Origin of the sequence: Streptomyces sp. CC224B (assembly GCF_030010595.1) — a bacterium.
GTDB lineage: Bacteria > Actinomycetota > Actinomycetes > Streptomycetales > Streptomycetaceae > Streptomyces > Streptomyces longispororuber.
The window spans coordinates 1-14,009 of record NZ_JASCXL010000063.1 but is presented as its reverse complement, the minus strand read 5'-3'; the positions used below and the strand labels follow the sequence as shown (position 1 = coordinate 14,009).

17 protein-coding genes are annotated in these 14,009 nt (G+C 72.2%); 7 read left to right on the top strand and 10 right to left on the bottom strand.

Going from position 1 to position 14,009, the window contains the following annotated elements; translation table 11 throughout:
• The first annotated feature begins 24 nt into the window (after positions 1-24).
• Complete coding sequence (gene dtd / locus QK440_RS24370; RefSeq protein WP_282795327.1) at positions 25-450, top strand: D-aminoacyl-tRNA deacylase; 426 nt, start codon at positions 25-27, stop codon at positions 448-450.
• Positions 451-508: 58 nt separating this feature from the next.
• Here the strand turns inward: dtd and QK440_RS24365 are convergent, their stop codons facing one another.
• The 3 genes from QK440_RS24365 to QK440_RS24355 are packed head-to-tail and all read right to left on the bottom strand — an operon-like array spanning position 509 to position 2,671.
• The gene (locus QK440_RS24365) at positions 509-1,474 is read right to left on the bottom strand and encodes a folate-binding protein (RefSeq protein WP_282795326.1); all 966 of its coding nucleotides are present in this window, start codon (positions 1,472-1,474) and stop codon (positions 509-511) included.
• Positions 1,475-1,508: 34 nt separating this feature from the next.
• On the bottom strand, positions 1,509-2,063 hold the full coding sequence (locus QK440_RS24360) for a Fur family transcriptional regulator (protein ID WP_282795359.1): 555 nt from the start codon (positions 2,061-2,063) through the stop codon (positions 1,509-1,511).
• 20 nt (positions 2,064-2,083) lie between these two features.
• Positions 2,084-2,671: an FABP family protein gene (locus QK440_RS24355; RefSeq protein WP_282795325.1), complete on the bottom strand. Its 588-nt coding sequence runs from the start codon at positions 2,669-2,671 to the stop codon at positions 2,084-2,086.
• Positions 2,672-2,919: 248 nt separating this feature from the next.
• Between QK440_RS24355 and QK440_RS24350 the strand changes: the two genes are divergently transcribed.
• Positions 2,920-3,165, top strand: a complete 246-nt coding sequence (locus QK440_RS24350) for a DUF3099 domain-containing protein (protein WP_282795324.1) — start codon at positions 2,920-2,922, stop codon at positions 3,163-3,165.
• A 152-nt stretch (positions 3,166-3,317) separates the two neighbouring features.
• Here QK440_RS24350 and QK440_RS24345 read toward each other — a convergent pair whose 3' ends face one another.
• The 6 genes from QK440_RS24345 to QK440_RS24320 form a co-directional block, all read right to left on the bottom strand.
• On the bottom strand, positions 3,318-3,605 hold the full coding sequence (locus QK440_RS24345) for a DUF1416 domain-containing protein (RefSeq protein WP_282795323.1): 288 nt from the start codon (positions 3,603-3,605) through the stop codon (positions 3,318-3,320).
• Positions 3,606-3,662: 57 nt separating this feature from the next.
• Entirely contained in the window at positions 3,663-4,508 is an 846-nt protein-coding gene (locus QK440_RS24340; protein ID WP_282795322.1) for a sulfurtransferase, read from the bottom strand.
• A gap of 495 nt (positions 4,509-5,003) precedes the next feature.
• On the bottom strand, positions 5,004-5,756 hold the full coding sequence (locus QK440_RS24335; protein WP_282795321.1) for a DUF2993 domain-containing protein: 753 nt from the start codon (positions 5,754-5,756) through the stop codon (positions 5,004-5,006).
• A 180-nt stretch (positions 5,757-5,936) separates the two neighbouring features.
• A complete protein-coding gene (locus tag QK440_RS24330; protein ID WP_282795320.1) occupies positions 5,937-7,409 on the bottom strand; it encodes a hypothetical protein in 1,473 nt (490 codons plus the stop codon).
• Complete coding sequence (locus QK440_RS24325) at positions 7,406-7,660, bottom strand: MoaD/ThiS family protein (protein ID WP_282795319.1); 255 nt, start codon at positions 7,658-7,660, stop codon at positions 7,406-7,408. Before QK440_RS24325 ends, QK440_RS24330 begins: the two co-directional genes overlap by 4 nt.
• A 19-nt stretch (positions 7,661-7,679) precedes the next feature.
• On the bottom strand, positions 7,680-8,525 hold the full coding sequence (locus QK440_RS24320) for an alpha/beta fold hydrolase (protein ID WP_282795318.1): 846 nt from the start codon (positions 8,523-8,525) through the stop codon (positions 7,680-7,682).
• Positions 8,526-8,820: 295 nt separating this feature from the next.
• Between QK440_RS24320 and QK440_RS24315 the strand changes: the two genes are divergently transcribed.
• Entirely contained in the window at positions 8,821-9,672 is an 852-nt protein-coding gene (locus QK440_RS24315) for a response regulator transcription factor (protein WP_282795317.1), read from the top strand.
• Between the two features lie 79 nt (positions 9,673-9,751).
• On the top strand, positions 9,752-10,777 hold the full coding sequence (locus tag QK440_RS24310; protein ID WP_190136278.1) for a LacI family DNA-binding transcriptional regulator: 1,026 nt from the start codon (positions 9,752-9,754) through the stop codon (positions 10,775-10,777).
• A 160-nt stretch (positions 10,778-10,937) separates the two neighbouring features.
• Here the strand turns inward: QK440_RS24310 and QK440_RS24305 are convergent, their stop codons facing one another.
• Positions 10,938-11,192, bottom strand: a complete 255-nt coding sequence (locus QK440_RS24305; protein ID WP_190136277.1) for a CopG family transcriptional regulator — start codon at positions 11,190-11,192, stop codon at positions 10,938-10,940.
• A 496-nt stretch (positions 11,193-11,688) separates the two neighbouring features.
• On the opposite strand from QK440_RS24305, the gene QK440_RS24300 reads away from it, so the two are divergent.
• The 3 genes from QK440_RS24300 (at position 11,689) to QK440_RS24290 (ending at position 13,806) form a co-directional block, all read left to right on the top strand.
• Entirely contained in the window at positions 11,689-12,012 is a 324-nt protein-coding gene (locus tag QK440_RS24300) for a hypothetical protein (protein WP_282795316.1), read from the top strand.
• Positions 12,013-12,174: 162 nt separating this feature from the next.
• Positions 12,175-12,588 carry a hypothetical protein gene (locus QK440_RS24295; protein ID WP_282795315.1) on the top strand — a complete coding sequence of 138 codons (414 nt, stop codon included), beginning with the start codon at positions 12,175-12,177 and terminating at the stop codon, positions 12,586-12,588.
• 150 nt (positions 12,589-12,738) lie between these two features.
• Positions 12,739-13,806 (top strand): trypsin-like peptidase domain-containing protein, encoded by a 1,068-nt coding sequence (locus tag QK440_RS24290; RefSeq protein WP_282795314.1) that lies wholly within the window; start codon positions 12,739-12,741, stop codon positions 13,804-13,806.
• The last annotated feature ends 203 nt before the right edge of the window (positions 13,807-14,009 follow it).

Sequence of the window (14,009 nt, the reverse complement as noted above, 5' to 3'; positions counted from 1 at the left end):
GCGGGCGCAGGGCATGATGGCGCCATGCGAGCGGTGGTGCAGAGGGTGGACGGCGCGAGCGTCGTCGTGGACGGCGAGACGGTCGGCGAGATCACGGGGGAGGGCCTGTGCGTGCTCGTGGGTGTCACCCACGAGGACACCAAGGAGAAGGCCGCGCAGCTCGCGCGCAAGCTGTGGACCCTGCGGATGCTGCACGACGAGAAGTCCTGCTCGGACGTGGACGCCCCGCTCCTGGTGATCAGTCAGTTCACCCTGTACGGGGACGCGCGCAAGGGCCGCAGGCCCACCTGGAACGCGGCGGCGCCCGGGGACGTGGCCGAGCCGCTGGTGGACGAGGTGGTGTCGCGGCTGCGGGCGCTCGGGGCGACCGTGGCGACGGGGCGGTTCGGGGCGCGGATGCGGGTGGGCCTCACGAACGACGGCCCCTTCACGGTGCTCCTGGAGATGTGAGGGCCGGGCCCCGCGAGGCTCCCCGTCCGCCCCGCGCGGGGCGGACGGGGCCAGGGGCCTACGGCTCGACCACGGTCTCCTGGGCGGCGGCCGTCGTGCCCGCGAGGAGCTCCGCGTCCACGGGTACGTTCCGCTTCACCAGGGCGAGCGCGATCGGCCCCAGCTCGTGATGGCGTACCGAGGTCGTGATGAAGCCCAGCTTGCGCCCCTCGGGGCCGTCCGCGGCCAGGTGCAGCGGCGTGCCGTGCGCCGGCAGGTGCACCTCGCTGCCGTCCAGGTGCAGGAAGACAAGGCGCCGCGGGGGCTTGCCCAGGTTCTGCACGCGGGCCACGGTCTCCTGGCCGCGGTAGCAGCCCTTCTGGAGGTGTACGGCGCTGCCGATCCAGCCCAGCTCGTGCGGGATGGTGCGGTGGTCGGTCTCGAAGGCGAGCCGCGGCCGGTGGTGCTCCACGCGCAGGGCCTCGTAGGCGAGCAGCCCGGCGACGGGCCCGTGCGACGCGGCGAAGGCGGGCAGCTCGGCGCGCGGCAGGAACAGGTCGCGGCCGTGCGGCGTCTCGCGGACGACGACGCCCTCGGGGACCTCCGCGATGGACCCGGCGGGCAGGTGGACGACCGCGAACTCCTCGGTGCGGTCGGCGACTTCCACGCGGTAGAAGAACTTCATGCTCTCCAGGTACGCGATCAGCGCGTCCTGCGTCCCGGGCTCGACGTGCGCCCACATCGTCTCGCCGTCGTCGACGAGGTAGAGGGCGTGCTCGATGTGGCCGTTCGCGGAGAGGATCAGCGCCTCGGTGGCCCGGCCCGCGGGCAGCTCGCTGACGTGCTGGGTGAGCAGCAGGTGCAGCCAGCTCAGCCGGTCGGAGCCGGTGACGGTGACGACGCCGCGGTGCGACAGGTCGACGCATCCGGTGCCGTCGGCGAGGGCGCGCTGCTCGCGGAACAGGTCGCCGTAGTGGGCGGCGACGCCTTCGTCCACGCCCTCGGCGGGGACGGCGCCGGGCAGGGACAGCAAGGGGCTCTTCATGTTCACAAAGACTACGACCCGTGAGCGCCCGCGTTTATTTCTGTCCCGCTCCCGCGGCCCGGTCGCCGGGTCCCGCACCCGGGCCCCGGCCGTCCTGGCCGCCGGAGCCGTCGCCGTCACCGTCAACGTCACCGTCGCCCGCGGTGTCCGGCCCCTCACCGGACGCGCACTTCCCGCACCTGCCGAAGATCGCGAAGTGCTTCATGTCCGTGTCGAAGCCGAACATGCCGCGCAGCTTCTCCGTGAAGTCCGCCGCGACCGACAGGTCGGCCTCGATGACGCCCGTGCAGTCCCGGCACACCAGGTGGATGTGGTGGTGCCGGTCCGCGAGGTGGTACGTGGGGGCGCCGTGCCCGAGGTGGGCGTGCGAGACGAGCCCGAGCTCCTCCAGGAGCTCCAGCGTGCGGTAGACCGTGGAGATGTTGATCCCCGACGCGGTTTTGCGGACCTCGCAGAGGATGTCGTCGGGGGTCGCGTGCTCCAGGGCGTCGACGGCTTCGAGCACGAGCTGGCGCTGCGGCGTCAGGCGGTAGCCGCGTTGCCGCAGGTCGCTCTTCCAGTCGGTCTTCGCGTCCGGGTCGGTGCTCACCACACCCCCGAGTCTAAGGACTACTTGAAGAAGGCGATGCCGTCGTCGGGAAGATCGCCGAGGTTGCGCGCCATCTCGGCGACCTCCTCGGGCGATACGACCTTCTTGAGCTGCGCCGACATGTACGGGCGCAGCGGCACCTCGGGGGTCTGCTTCTCGCCGACCCACATCAGGTCGCCCTTGACGTAGCCGTAGAGGCGCTTGCCGCCGCTGTACGGGCCGGAGGCGGCGGTACGGGCGACCGCGTCGGTGGCGAGGTCGATCTGGGGCTTCTTGTCGGCGAGCTCGCCGTACCAGACCTCGACGACGCCGTCCTGGCGGACCATGACGACTTCGACCTTGCGGGGGCCTGCGTCACCGTCGGCGGACACGCGCCAGAAGCCGGACTCGGACTCCAGGGGCCGGGTCTTGTTGCCCTCGGCGTCGAGCACCCAGGTGCGCGAGTGGTACTCGAGGAAGTCCCGCCCGTCGTGGGTGAAGGTGACCTCCTGGCCGAAGTTCGCCTTCGGGGAGCCCGGGAAGTCGGTCACGCCCGCGCCCTCCCAGGTGCCCAGGAGCCAGGCGAGGGGGACGAGGTCGGGGTTCAGGTCGGACGGGATCTGGATCATGGGATTGCTCAGGCGTCTCTCGTGGGGGTCCCGATGGGGGTCAGCGCTGGCCCTGGTACAGCTTCTTCACGGTCAGACCCGCGAAGGCGAGGACGCCGACGCAGACCAGGACAAGGAGGGCGGAGAAGAAGGCCTCAAGCACGGGGTGCTCCTCGGTGAGCTGTGTGGTGGGCGGTGAACAGAGCCGTACTCCACTGTAGTGGGGCCGCGCGGACCCTTCTCTGCGAGGTCCGCCGTACGCTGGACGCATGTACGCGCGACGGCGTCATGTGTACTTCGTCCTGATGGGCACGTGCCTGGGCCTGTTCGTCCTGGCCTGGGGCGTGGTGCGGCTCTGGTCGGTGCCGGTCGCGGTCGCGATGTGCGGGGTGGCGATGGTGATCCCGCCCCTGGCGGCGGTGGTGGCGAACCGCCGCGGCCCCGACGACCGCTGGTGGGACGCGCCCTCGGGCGACCCGAAGTCGGACGAGTGGTGGAACGAACTGGACCGGTAGCCCACCGGGGTACCGCTCCCCCGGCCGCCCCGCCTCGATCGCGCTGACGCGCTCGTCCTCAAAAAACGCCGGACGGGCTGAATCCCCCCGGGCAGGCCGAAGGGGCCGCACCCTGGCGTCCAACCCCGGTGCGGCCCCCAGGCCGGAAAAGATCAGACCGCGATGGCCACCTCCGCCAGCCCGCCCTGCTGCGCGACCACGGTCCGGTCGGCACTGCCCCCCGGCACGAGGGCACGCACCGTCCACGTGCCCTCGGCCGCGTAGAAGCGGAACTGACCGGTCGCCGAGGTCGGGACCTCGGCGGTGAACTCGCCGGTCGAGTCCAGCAGGCGGACGTAGCCGGTCACCGGCTCGCCGTCGCGGGTCACCTGACCCTGGATGGTGGTCTCACCGGGCTTGGCCGTCGAGGCGTCCGGGCCGCCGGCCTTGGCTCCGCACATGGGTACTCCTAGGGATCGAATGAGGGGACGGGCGGAAGGGCGGGAGGAGCGGGCCGGCTACTTGGCGGCGCCGAGCTCGATCGGCACGCCGACGAGGGAGCCGTACTCGGTCCAGGAGCCGTCGTAGTTCTTCACGTTCTCGACGCCGAGCAGCTCGTGCAGGACGAACCAGGTCAGGGCCGAGCGCTCGCCGATGCGGCAGTACGCGATGGTGTCCTTGGCCAGGTCGACGTGCTCGTCGGCGTACAGCGCCTTGAGCTCGTCGTCCGACTTGAAGGTGCCGTCGTCGTTGGCGTTCTTCGACCAGGGGATGTTGCGGGCGCTCGGCACGTGGCCCGGGCGCTGCGACTGCTCCTGCGGCAGGTGGGCCGGGGCCAGCAGCTTGCCGGAGAACTCGTCGGGCGAGCGGACGTCGACGAGGTTCTGGTTGCCGATGGCGGCGACGACGTCGTCGCGGAAGGCGCGGATGGAGGTGTCCTGCGGCTTGGCCTTGTACTCGGTGGCCGGGCGGTTCGGGACCTGGGAGCCGTCGACCAGGTCGCGGGAGTCCAGCTCCCACTTCTTGCGGCCGCCGTCGAGGAGCCTCACGTCCTGGTGGCCGTAGAGCTTGAAGTACCAGAAGGCGTAGGCGGCGAACCAGTTGTTGTTGCCGCCGTAGAGGACGACGGTGGAGTCGTTCGCGATGCCCTTGGCGGACAGGAGCTTCTCGAAGCCCTCCTGGTCGATGAAGTCACGGCGGACCGGGTCCTGGAGGTCCTTCGTCCAGTCGATCCGGATCGCGTTCCTGATGTGGTTCTTGTCGTACGCCGAGGTGTCCTCGTCGACCTCGACGAGGACGACCTTCGGGTCGTCGAGGTGGGCCTCGACCCAGTCGGCGTCGACCAGGACGTCGCTGCGGCTCATGCGTTTCTCCTCCGGGGCAGGTGCGGCGGGGATGTACGGGGGTGCGTGCGGGTACGGGAGCGTGCGGGGAGGCACGGCGTACGGGTGGCACACAGTGGCCCTGGCGACCCTGAAGGCGGTCGGTGGGCCCGGGAACGCGGGAGCTGGGGAGTCCCGCTCAGAGGGTGCGACAGAGCATGGCGGCGACGCGGCACAGGTCCACTGCCCGCCGCTTCGTGAGATCCGCCTGTCGGTGCATGGGTCCGATCGTAGGGACGCGGGGACGGCCGTGTCACCGGCGTGTCGGATGGTGAGACATATTCGTCCGCCATATGGACGAGGCACCGGGTTCCGGCTGGAGCCGCGGGTCCGGCGGCCCGCTCCGACGCGGACGGGCGCCCGTCCCCATCTGAGGGACGGACGCCCGTGTCTCGTACTGCGGACAGGGACCGGGCAGCGCCCGGGACCCGCCGAGGAGGGGGATGCGGGGGGGCGAAGGCCCCGGGCCCGGCCGGGTCAGGACACCAGGTCGACGTTCTCGCCCTTGACGGCCACGTCCACGCCGTCCGGCGCCGCCTGCACGGTGTCGAGCCTGATGCCGCCCGGCAGGTCGGAGACCTTCTCCTCGAAGTCGGTGACGTCGCGGACCAGGCCCTCGGGCAGCCGGATGCTGAGGCCGAGCACCTCCAGCTTGTCCGGGACCTTGTCGGCGTGCACGCGGATGGTGTCGCCCTCGACGCTGACGCTGCTCAGCACGTGGACGGGCTTGGGCAGCTTCGTGCCGCCCTTGCTGACCTCGACCGCGACCTTGATCTTGCCGTCGCCGCCGTCGGAGAGGCCGACCACCTTGCCCGTGGCGCCCAGCGGCAGCTCGACCGGCTCGGACTCGGCGGCCTTGAGCAGCTCGTCGTAGGAGATCCGCGCGACGCCCGCGGCGCTGTCGGCGGTGGCGGAGCTGTAGTCGCTGGAGAAGTCGACGCCGTGCATGGTGGCGTCGAGGTCGTCGACGCGGATGGTGTCGCCGTCGGACTTGGCGTCGTAGTCCTTGATGCTGATCTCGACGTCGTCGAGCTTGCCGCCGATCACCTGGGTCAGGAACGGGAAGCCCTTGATCGACACGTCCGGCGTGCTGCTGAGGCCCTCCTGGGACTTCACCTTCTCCGCCGCCTCGTTCTCCGCGAAGGAGACCGCGAACCGGTCGGCGGCCACGAAGAGACCCCCGAGGACCACGACGACGATCAAGAGGATGCGTATCGCGCGCTTGCTCATGCCTGTGTCCCGTTCCCCCGCCTCAGAGTCAGATGCCGCGAGCCTAAAGGACAGGTCCCCGGCCGGAGCGCCCGGCCGGGGACCTGTCGAGGAGCTGTGACGATCGCCTCGTACGGGAGAATCGCCTCGTACGGGGACATTGCGTCCCACGGGAAAGAGGGGACGAAGGGGGCGAGCGGGTCAGCCGAAGGCCCGCCCCAGCAGGTACACGGCGGGCGCGGCGGCCGCCAGCGGCAGCGCGACCCCGGCCGTGAAGTGGACGAACCGCGACGGGTAGTCGTAGCTGGCCACGCGGTGCCCGACGAGCGCGCAGACGCCGGCCGCGAGACCGAGCACCGCCCCCTTGGAGCCGAAGTCGGTGGGGCCGCCGACCGCGATGCCGGCCCCGGCCGCCGCGAGCAGCGCCACCACGACGGACGCGGGCGTCGGCAGCGGCAGCGCGCGGGCCAGCACGGCCGCCGCCACCGCGATGCCGCCGACGGTCGCCGCCTCGTGGACGGCGGCGAGGTGCCCGGCCGCGATGATCGTCAGGGCGCTGGAGGCCACGGTCGCCATCAGCCCGTACATGCGCTCATCGGCACCGGCGTGGCTGCGGAGCTGGAGCACGAGGACGAGGAGCACCCAGACGCCGAGGGTGCCGAGGATGGCGGCCGGGGCGTTGCCCTCGCCGGTGGCGAGCAGGGCGGCGTCGGCGACGAGTCCGCCGAGGAACGCGAGCGCGATGCCCTGCCGGGCGGGCCACATGCCGTTGAGCCGGAACCACCCGGCGGCGGTCACGGCCTGGAGCAGCACCAGCGGTACGAGCAGCGCGTACTGCCCCACCGCCGCGCCGCCGGCGAGCAGCAGCCCGAGCACCGCCGTGAGCAGCGCGGGCTGCATCCCCGGCTCTATGATCGGCGACCGCCCTTCGGCCCGGGCCCGCTGGGCGTCGGTGATCCGGGCGTTGCCGGTGGTGGTGGCGGGGCCGTAGGCGGGCCCGGCGGCGGACTCCGGCTCCGACTCGGGCTCGGGCCCGGGCTCCGGCTCGGGGGCGTCCCCCGCGGGCGGCTGGTCCGACCAGGCGGGCGCGGCCTGGGCACCCGGGTCCGGGTACGAGGACTGGGCGTGCTGGGCCTGCTGGGCCTGCTGGGCCTGCTGGGCGTACGGAGCCTCGGGGGCGGAGGACCACTGGGCGGCGGCCTGCGGCGGCAGATACGCGGTCTCGGTCAGGTCCGCCGCGGGCCGGGGCGGCGGCTGGATCTGCGTGTCCCAGGTCTGCCCCTGCCACTGCTGGGTGTGGTCGAGGTGGTCCTGCTGCCCCGCGTAGGGGTCCTGGTACCCCCAGTGCTGCTGGGCCTGCTGGTGCGCCTGCTGCTGATGAGCGGCGGCTTGCTGCTGAGGCTGCGGCTGCTGCTGGGGCGCGTGGTGCTGGGCCTGGTGGTACGGGGCCTGCTGGTGCTGCCCCTGCTGGGGCTGGGGCTGCTGGTACTGGCCTTGGTGCTGCTGGTGGTGGCCCTGCTGGTGCTGGGGCTGCTGCCCCTGCTGGTACTGCCCCTGCTGCTGAGCCTGCTGGTAGGCCTGCTGCCGGTAAGGGTCGTAGGGGTCATACCCCTGGTGCCCCTGCTGCGCCTGGTACGGGTCGTACCCCTGGTGCGGCTGGTCGCTCAACGTCATCCTCCTGCGAACGGCGGGAGCACCTCGACCGTGCCGCCCTCGGCAAGCCGTACCGTCTCATGGGCACGGGTACCCACGGGGTCGCCGTCGACCAGGAACGAGCAGCGGAGCAGGACGCGCTCCAGTTCCCCGGGGTGGCGCGCGCGGGCCGCGCTCAGCGCATCGGCCAGCGTGGCCTCGGCGTACGGTTCCTCGGCGACACCCGCGGCCGCCTTGGCGGCGGCCCAGTACCGGATCGTCCCGGTGACCATCCGCCCCTCCTCTCGCTCGTCACTCGGCGGTTGCCGACGTCCATGATGCCGTGGCCCAGGCGGCGATCCGCTCCAGGAGCGCGTCGCTCGCCGCGTGCTCGGCGTGGCCCATGCCCTGCTCCAGCCACAGCTCGGCCGCGCCGTCGGAGGCGGCCGCCAGCATCCGGGGGTGGTCGAGGGGGAAGTACGGGTCCCGGTCGCCGTGGACGATCAGGAGGGGCGCCGGGGCGATGAGCGGCACGGCCTCCGTCGGCGACAGCGGCACCGGGTCCCAGTCGCGCGGGTGGATCCGGGTGCGCAGCCCGACGCGGCCCACGGCCCGGCCCACCGGGCGCTGGATCAGCCAGTGCAGCCGCCGCATGGGGGCCGTACCCCGGTAGAACCAGCGGGCCGGGGCGCTGACCGCGACGACGGCGTCAACCCGCGCTTCCGTGCGCCCCCTGTGCAACGCCGCGTGCCGCAGCACCACCGAGCCGCCCATGGAGAAGCCGACGGTCACCACGCGCGCGTGGCCGAGCGAGCGCGCCCAGGCGACCGCCGCGGCCAGGTCCAGCACCTCGCGATCGCCGACCGTGGACCGCCCGCCGGACGCGCCGTGGCCCCGGAACGAGAACGTGATCACGGCCGCACGCTGCGCGAACACCCCGGCCACCCGCCGCACGTGCGGCCGCGACCGGTCCCCGGTGAAGCCGTGCGCGACCACGATCGCGGGCCCGCCGACCGGGCCGGGACCCGGGTCGTAGGCGGCGTCGAGGGTGACGCCGTCCGCCGTGCGGAGCGTCGTGCGCAGCGGCGCGCCGCGCCGGGCGCGCGTGACCGGGGGCACAGAAGATCGCGCCGCTTGACCTGCCGGACCGGAACTCATGTGGGCTATTCTGCTGCGCGGAGGATCCGGGCAACGCAGCCCCCGGGTCCTTTCGTGCTTTCTGAGGTCGCCTTCCCGAGGCTGCCGCCGCGGTCCGCGCCGGAGCGGGCCCGCCGACGTAGCCTCGAGGGAAGCGGCGAGCGGAACGCCTCCCCGGGCGCGGGAGGCGCGGCACCGTACGAAGCAGTGCCCCCACGTCCTCGCACGGGACCCGAGGAGGAACCGACGTAATGGGCGAGCGAAACGTGCACGGCGACCGGACGCACCGGCCGGCCCCCCAGGCAGGTGGTGGGCGATGAGTTCCCTGCTGCTCCTGACCAACGCCCTCCAGCCGTCGGCGGAGGTGCTCCCCGCCCTCGGCCTGCTGCTGCACAACGTGCGGGTGGCCCCCGCCGAGGGCCCCGCCCTCGTCGACACCCCCGGTGCCGACGTCGTCCTCGTCGACGGGCGGCGCGACCTTCCGCAGGTGCGCAGCCTGTGCCAGCTCCTGCGCTCCACCGGGCCGGGGTGTCCGCTGCTCCTCGTCGTGACCGAGGGCGGTCTGGCCGCCGTCACCGCGGACTGGGGCATCGACGACGTCCTGCTCGACACCGCGGGCCCGGCCGAGGTCGAGGCGCGGCTGCGCCTGGCCATGGGCCGCCAGCAGATCGGCACCGACGACTCCCCCATGGAGATCCGCAACGGCGACCTCTCCGTGGACGAGGCGACGTACAGCGCGAAGCTGAAGGGCCGGGTCCTGGACCTGACCTTCAAGGAGTTCGAGCTGCTCAAGTACCTGGCGCAGCACCCGGGCCGGGTCTTCACGCGGGCGCAGCTCCTCCAGGAGGTCTGGGGCTACGACTACTTCGGCGGCACGCGCACGGTCGACGTGCACGTACGGCGGCTGCGGGCCAAGCTCGGCGTCGAGCACGAGTCGCTCATCGGCACCGTGCGCAACGTGGGCTACCGCTTCGTCGTGCCGGAGAAGACCGACAAGACCCCCAAGACCGCCAAGACCTCGAAGGCCGACAAGCCCGCCGAGGCTGACCGAGCAGTCCAGGCAGTCCAGGCCGACCAGGCGGACAGCGCCGGCGGAGCGGCGCGGGCGGCCGTGGAGGAGGCCGGCGGCGCGGCGGCGCCCCCTTCGTCCGCTTCGTCACGGCGGTAGCCGGCCGCCGCGGCCGGGCACCCCGGTGAGCCGCCGCACGGCCTGCTCAGGGGCCACTCCATCCGCGTAGACTGCGCGCGTGGCCAAGGTGACGCGGGACGATGTGGCGCGACTGGCGGGTACTTCGACCGCGGTCGTGAGCTACGTCATCAACAACGGACCCCGGCCGGTCGCCCCGGCCACGCGCGAGCGTGTCCTCGCCGCGATCAAGGAGCTGGGCTACCGCCCGGACCGGGTCGCCCAGGCCATGGCGTCCCGGCGTACGGACCTCATAGGCATGATCGTGCCGGACGCGCGGCAGCCGTTCTTCGCCGAGATGACGCACGCCGTCGAACAGGCGGCGTCCGAGCGCGGGAAGATGGTGCTCGTCGGCAACTCGGACTACGTCGAGGAGCGCGAGACGCACTATCTGCGCGCCTTCCTCGGCATGCGGGTCTCCGGTCTGATCCTCGTCAGCCACGGCCTGACCGATCAGGCCGCCGCGGAGATCGACGCGTGGGACGCGCGGGTGGTGCTGCTGCACGAGCGGCCCGAGGCGATCGACGACGTCGCCGTCGTCACGGACGACGTGGGCGGCGCCCAGCTCGCCACTCGCCATCTCCTTGAGCACGGCCACGCGTACGTCGCCTGCGTCGGCGGCACGGCGGAGACGCCCACGGTCGGCGACCCGGTCTCCGACCACGTCGAGGGCTGGCGGCGGGCGATGCGCGAGGCGGGCCGGTCCACCGAGGGCAGGCTCTTCGAGGCGCCGTACAACCGCTACGACGCCTATCAGGTGGCCCTGGGTTTCCTGGGCGGACCGGACCGCCCCACCGCGATCTTCTGCTCCACCGACGACCAGGCCATCGGTGTCCTGCGTGCCGCGCGTGAGCTGCGCATCGATGTGCCGGGCGAGCTGGCCGTCGCCGGCTTCGACGACGTGAAGGAGGCGGCGCTCACGGATCCGCCCCTCACCACCGTCGCCTCCGACCGGCCCGCGATGGCCCGCGCGGCCGTGGACCTGGTCCTGGACGACGGCTTGCGGGTCGCCGGGTCGCGGCGCGAGCGGTTGAAGGTGTTCCCCTCCCGGCTGGTCGTGCGCCGGTCGTGCGGGTGCGGCGGCTGACGACGCCGCGGCCTCCGGCCCCCGGGTGGTTCCCGGTGCCCGGCCGCGCCTGCCGCGGTCCCGCCTGAGTTCTGCGCCTGTTCCTCTGTCGGGTCGCCGTCGCGCCCTGCCGGGTCTCCGTCAGGCCCTGCCGGGTCGCCGTCGCGCCCTGTCGGGCGGATCAGACCAGCCAGAGCTGGCGGACCGACTTGCCGTCACGGGACTTGAGCAGGACCTCGTTGCCCCCGGCCGTCTCGCGTTCCACGAGATCGAGCAGGGCCACGGCGCGTCGGATCGTCTCGGTGATCGAGATGCCCTTCTGCTCCTTGTACCAGCGGAGCTTCGCCGCCGTCTCCGCGTTGATATTCACACTGAGGCGGGTGATGTGGGTGTCCGCCGCGGTGGCGGGTGATTCCGTCGTGTTTTCAGCAGCCATGCCAGTACCCCTAAAGTTCCTCAGTTGGCAGATGTCGCGAGAGCCACGGACACACGCAGTCCGGGGCAGCGCTGATCAGGGGCTCTCCCCCTGAATGCTCCCCGTGTGTTCGCGTATGTACGAGTCGGTCCCGGTGCCGCGATGGGCGCGGCCTTTATCGGCTCGCGCCGGCGCGCTTCGCCCCGCGCGCCAAGAACCCACATCGATGTGTGACGGCACCGGCGCTTCCGCCGGCGCGTGGGCGGGATCTCATGAGCTCGGTAAAGAGTCCGTCGCACGGCCCATCGCCAGCTCCTCCCAACCATCTACGTCGGAAACGCGTGCACAACATGTTGCCCGCGCGCGCACGCCATGTCAAGCAAATCTGCATGCGATGAGGCGCGGACGCACATCCGATGTGTATCAGGTCCACATCGAATGTGCTCGCTGTGTTGAAATTGATCACATACAGTGTGGTAACCTCCCTCACATGACGCCAGGGGGTCCTGATCTGCCCATGGATGAGCCGACACCCGCGCAGGGGGCGCACGGCAAGGGCCGGCGCGTGACCGTGCAGATCTGCTGTACACGGGTGGGCCACCTCACGCCCTACCGTGAGTGGCACAACGAGCGGCAGCTCGACACGGTGCCCGAACTCCCGGAGGATTTCGCGGAGTTCATCGACACGCTCGACGAAGACCCCGGCCTGAGCGGCGAAGTGCTGCTGCGCGAGGACGAACCGCCCGGGCCGGACCGGGAGATCTGCCGGATCGGCCCTCCGCTGCCGGTGGCGCCCTGCGCCGTGGGCGGGGAGGACTGCCGGTGCGCGATCGACCCGTAGATGCGGGTGAGCGGTCCGTAGGCGCGCGTGACCGACTCGTGGGCGCACGTGACCGACCCGTGAGTGAACATGACCGACCCGTGGGTGCACGTGAGCGGCCCGAAGTGAACGTGAGCGACCCGCAGGCGGTGCGTCCGCCCGGCGGGTGAACAGGAGTGTGCGGTGACGACGGAGCCCGGTGACGCCCTGAGCGAGGACGAGCCCCCCTCGCGGGACGGGCTCGACCTCGGCTTCCTGCGCGACGGCGTCCAGTCGGGCGGCGGTGCCGTGCAGCCCGATGCCTCCCTGACCGAGTACGAGCTGCCCTCGCCCGCCGGCCTCGACACCGAGAACTGGCTCAAGATCAGCAAGCAGCGGCACATGAACGAGACCCGCCGCATGCTGGCGGTCGGCCTCTTCTGGCTCGTCTGCGTCCTCGCCGTGGTCCCGAGCCTCGCCCTGGTCTTCAGCCACTGGACGCACTTCAAGGCCGACAACTACCGCGAGCTGAGCCTGGTCTTCACCCCCGTGGTGGCCCTGGCCAGCGCCGCCTTCGGCTTCTTCTTCGCGAGCGACGAACGCAACCGGGACCTGTGAGGCCCCTTCTCGCGTACGCGCCCGCGGTCTTCGTCCCGGGTCTTCGTCCCGGGTTTCGTCTCGGGTCTTTATCTCGGGCAAACAGGGTTCTGCCGGGCTTCTCAGGGCGTACTCAGCGGGCTCTCATCTGCGGCCGCGAAGCTCGGGTACATGACCGAGAGCTTCCGCCACAGCGGCGAGTACCACCAGCAGCAGTCCCTCCCCGGGCACGACGGCGGTACGCAGGGCGCGTACCCGCCCCCGCCCGCCCATGAGCCGAAGCCCTGGGGGCCACCGTCGGGGGCGCACACCGGGGCGCACACCGGGCCGCCCGCCGCCGCGCCGCGGCGTCGTCTGAAGGGGCCCGCCGCGCTGCTCGCCGCGGTCGCCGTCGCCGCGGCCGCCGTCGGGGGTGGCACCGCCTACGCCGTACAGACGCTCACCGGTCACGACGGCGGCACGGCGGCCAAGAACGTCAACGGCACCAGCGTCTCCGCCGGCAGCAAGGGCACCGTCGCCGGTGTCGCCGCCGCCGTGTCCCCGAGCATCGTCGAGATCAACGCCACCACCGGCTCCGGCGAGTCCACCGGCTCCGGCGTGATCGTCACCTCCGACGGCGAGATCGTCACCAACAACCACGTCGTCTCCGGAGCCACCTCCATCGCCGTGCGCACCAGCGACGGCAAGACGTACCAGGCCGAGACCGTGGGCACGGACAGCAAGAAGGACCTGGCGCTGATCAAGCTGAAGGGCGCGTCGGGCCTCAAGGCGGCGAGCCTCGGCGACTCCGACGACGTGAAGGTCGGCGACGAGGTCGTCGCGATCGGCTCGCCCGAGGGGCTGACCGGGACCGTGACCAGCGGCATCGTCTCCGCGCTCGACCGGGACGTCACCGTGTCCGCGGACCCCGGCAAGGGCCGGGAACGACAGGGGCCCGGCGGGGGCGGGGGCTGGCCGTTCGAGTTCGGGGGGCAGGAGTTCAACGGCGACACCGGGGCCTCCAAGACGACGTACAAGGCGCTGCAGACCGACGCCTCGCTCAACCCCGGGAACTCCGGGGGTGCGCTCATCGACATGAACGGGGAGGTGATCGGCATCAACTCGGCGATGTACGCGCCCAGTTCCGGGGGCGGGGCCGGTGGGTCCGGTGACTCGGGCAGCGTGGGGCTCGGGTTCGCGATCCCCGTGAACACGGTGAAGGCGGACCTGGCGAAGCTCAGGGCGGGCGCCGCGGACTAGCCCTCGCGGGGGGCGCCCCAGACCCGCCCCTTTCCCGAAACCATAGGGCTCCGCCCCCTGGACCCCCGCAATCGCGCTGGCGCGCTCGTCCTCAAACGCCGGACGGGCTGGAATTTTCGCCGGGGCGCGGGGGAGGGGTTGCGCCCGGCCGGCGGTTGGGGACGAGGCGCGGAGCGCCGAAAAAGCGGGGTCCAGGGGCGGCC

Excerpts from the sequence above, each read along its gene's own strand:
- dtd (WP_282795327.1), top strand. The coding sequence starts at position 25 with ATGCGAGCGGTGGTGCAGAGGGTGGACGGCGCGAGCGTCGTCGTGGAC.
- QK440_RS24365 (WP_282795326.1), bottom strand. The coding sequence starts at position 1,474 with ATGAAGAGCCCCTTGCTGTCCCTGCCCGGCGCCGTCCCCGCCGAGGGC.
- QK440_RS24355 (WP_282795325.1), bottom strand. The coding sequence starts at position 2,671 with ATGATCCAGATCCCGTCCGACCTGAACCCCGACCTCGTCCCCCTCGCC.
- QK440_RS24350 (WP_282795324.1), top strand. The coding sequence starts at position 2,920 with ATGTACGCGCGACGGCGTCATGTGTACTTCGTCCTGATGGGCACGTGC.
- QK440_RS24345 (WP_282795323.1), bottom strand. The coding sequence starts at position 3,605 with ATGTGCGGAGCCAAGGCCGGCGGCCCGGACGCCTCGACGGCCAAGCCC.
- QK440_RS24340 (WP_282795322.1), bottom strand. The coding sequence starts at position 4,508 with ATGAGCCGCAGCGACGTCCTGGTCGACGCCGACTGGGTCGAGGCCCAC.
- QK440_RS24335 (WP_282795321.1), bottom strand. The coding sequence starts at position 5,756 with ATGAGCAAGCGCGCGATACGCATCCTCTTGATCGTCGTCGTGGTCCTC.
- QK440_RS24330 (WP_282795320.1), bottom strand. The coding sequence starts at position 7,409 with ATGACGTTGAGCGACCAGCCGCACCAGGGGTACGACCCGTACCAGGCG.
- QK440_RS24325 (WP_282795319.1), bottom strand. The coding sequence starts at position 7,660 with ATGGTCACCGGGACGATCCGGTACTGGGCCGCCGCCAAGGCGGCCGCG.
- QK440_RS24320 (WP_282795318.1), bottom strand. The coding sequence starts at position 8,525 with ATGAGTTCCGGTCCGGCAGGTCAAGCGGCGCGATCTTCTGTGCCCCCG.
- QK440_RS24315 (WP_282795317.1), top strand. The coding sequence starts at position 8,821 with ATGAGTTCCCTGCTGCTCCTGACCAACGCCCTCCAGCCGTCGGCGGAG.
- QK440_RS24305 (WP_190136277.1), bottom strand. The coding sequence starts at position 11,192 with ATGGCTGCTGAAAACACGACGGAATCACCCGCCACCGCGGCGGACACC.
- QK440_RS24300 (WP_282795316.1), top strand. The coding sequence starts at position 11,689 with ATGGATGAGCCGACACCCGCGCAGGGGGCGCACGGCAAGGGCCGGCGC.
- QK440_RS24290 (WP_282795314.1), top strand. The coding sequence starts at position 12,739 with ATGACCGAGAGCTTCCGCCACAGCGGCGAGTACCACCAGCAGCAGTCC.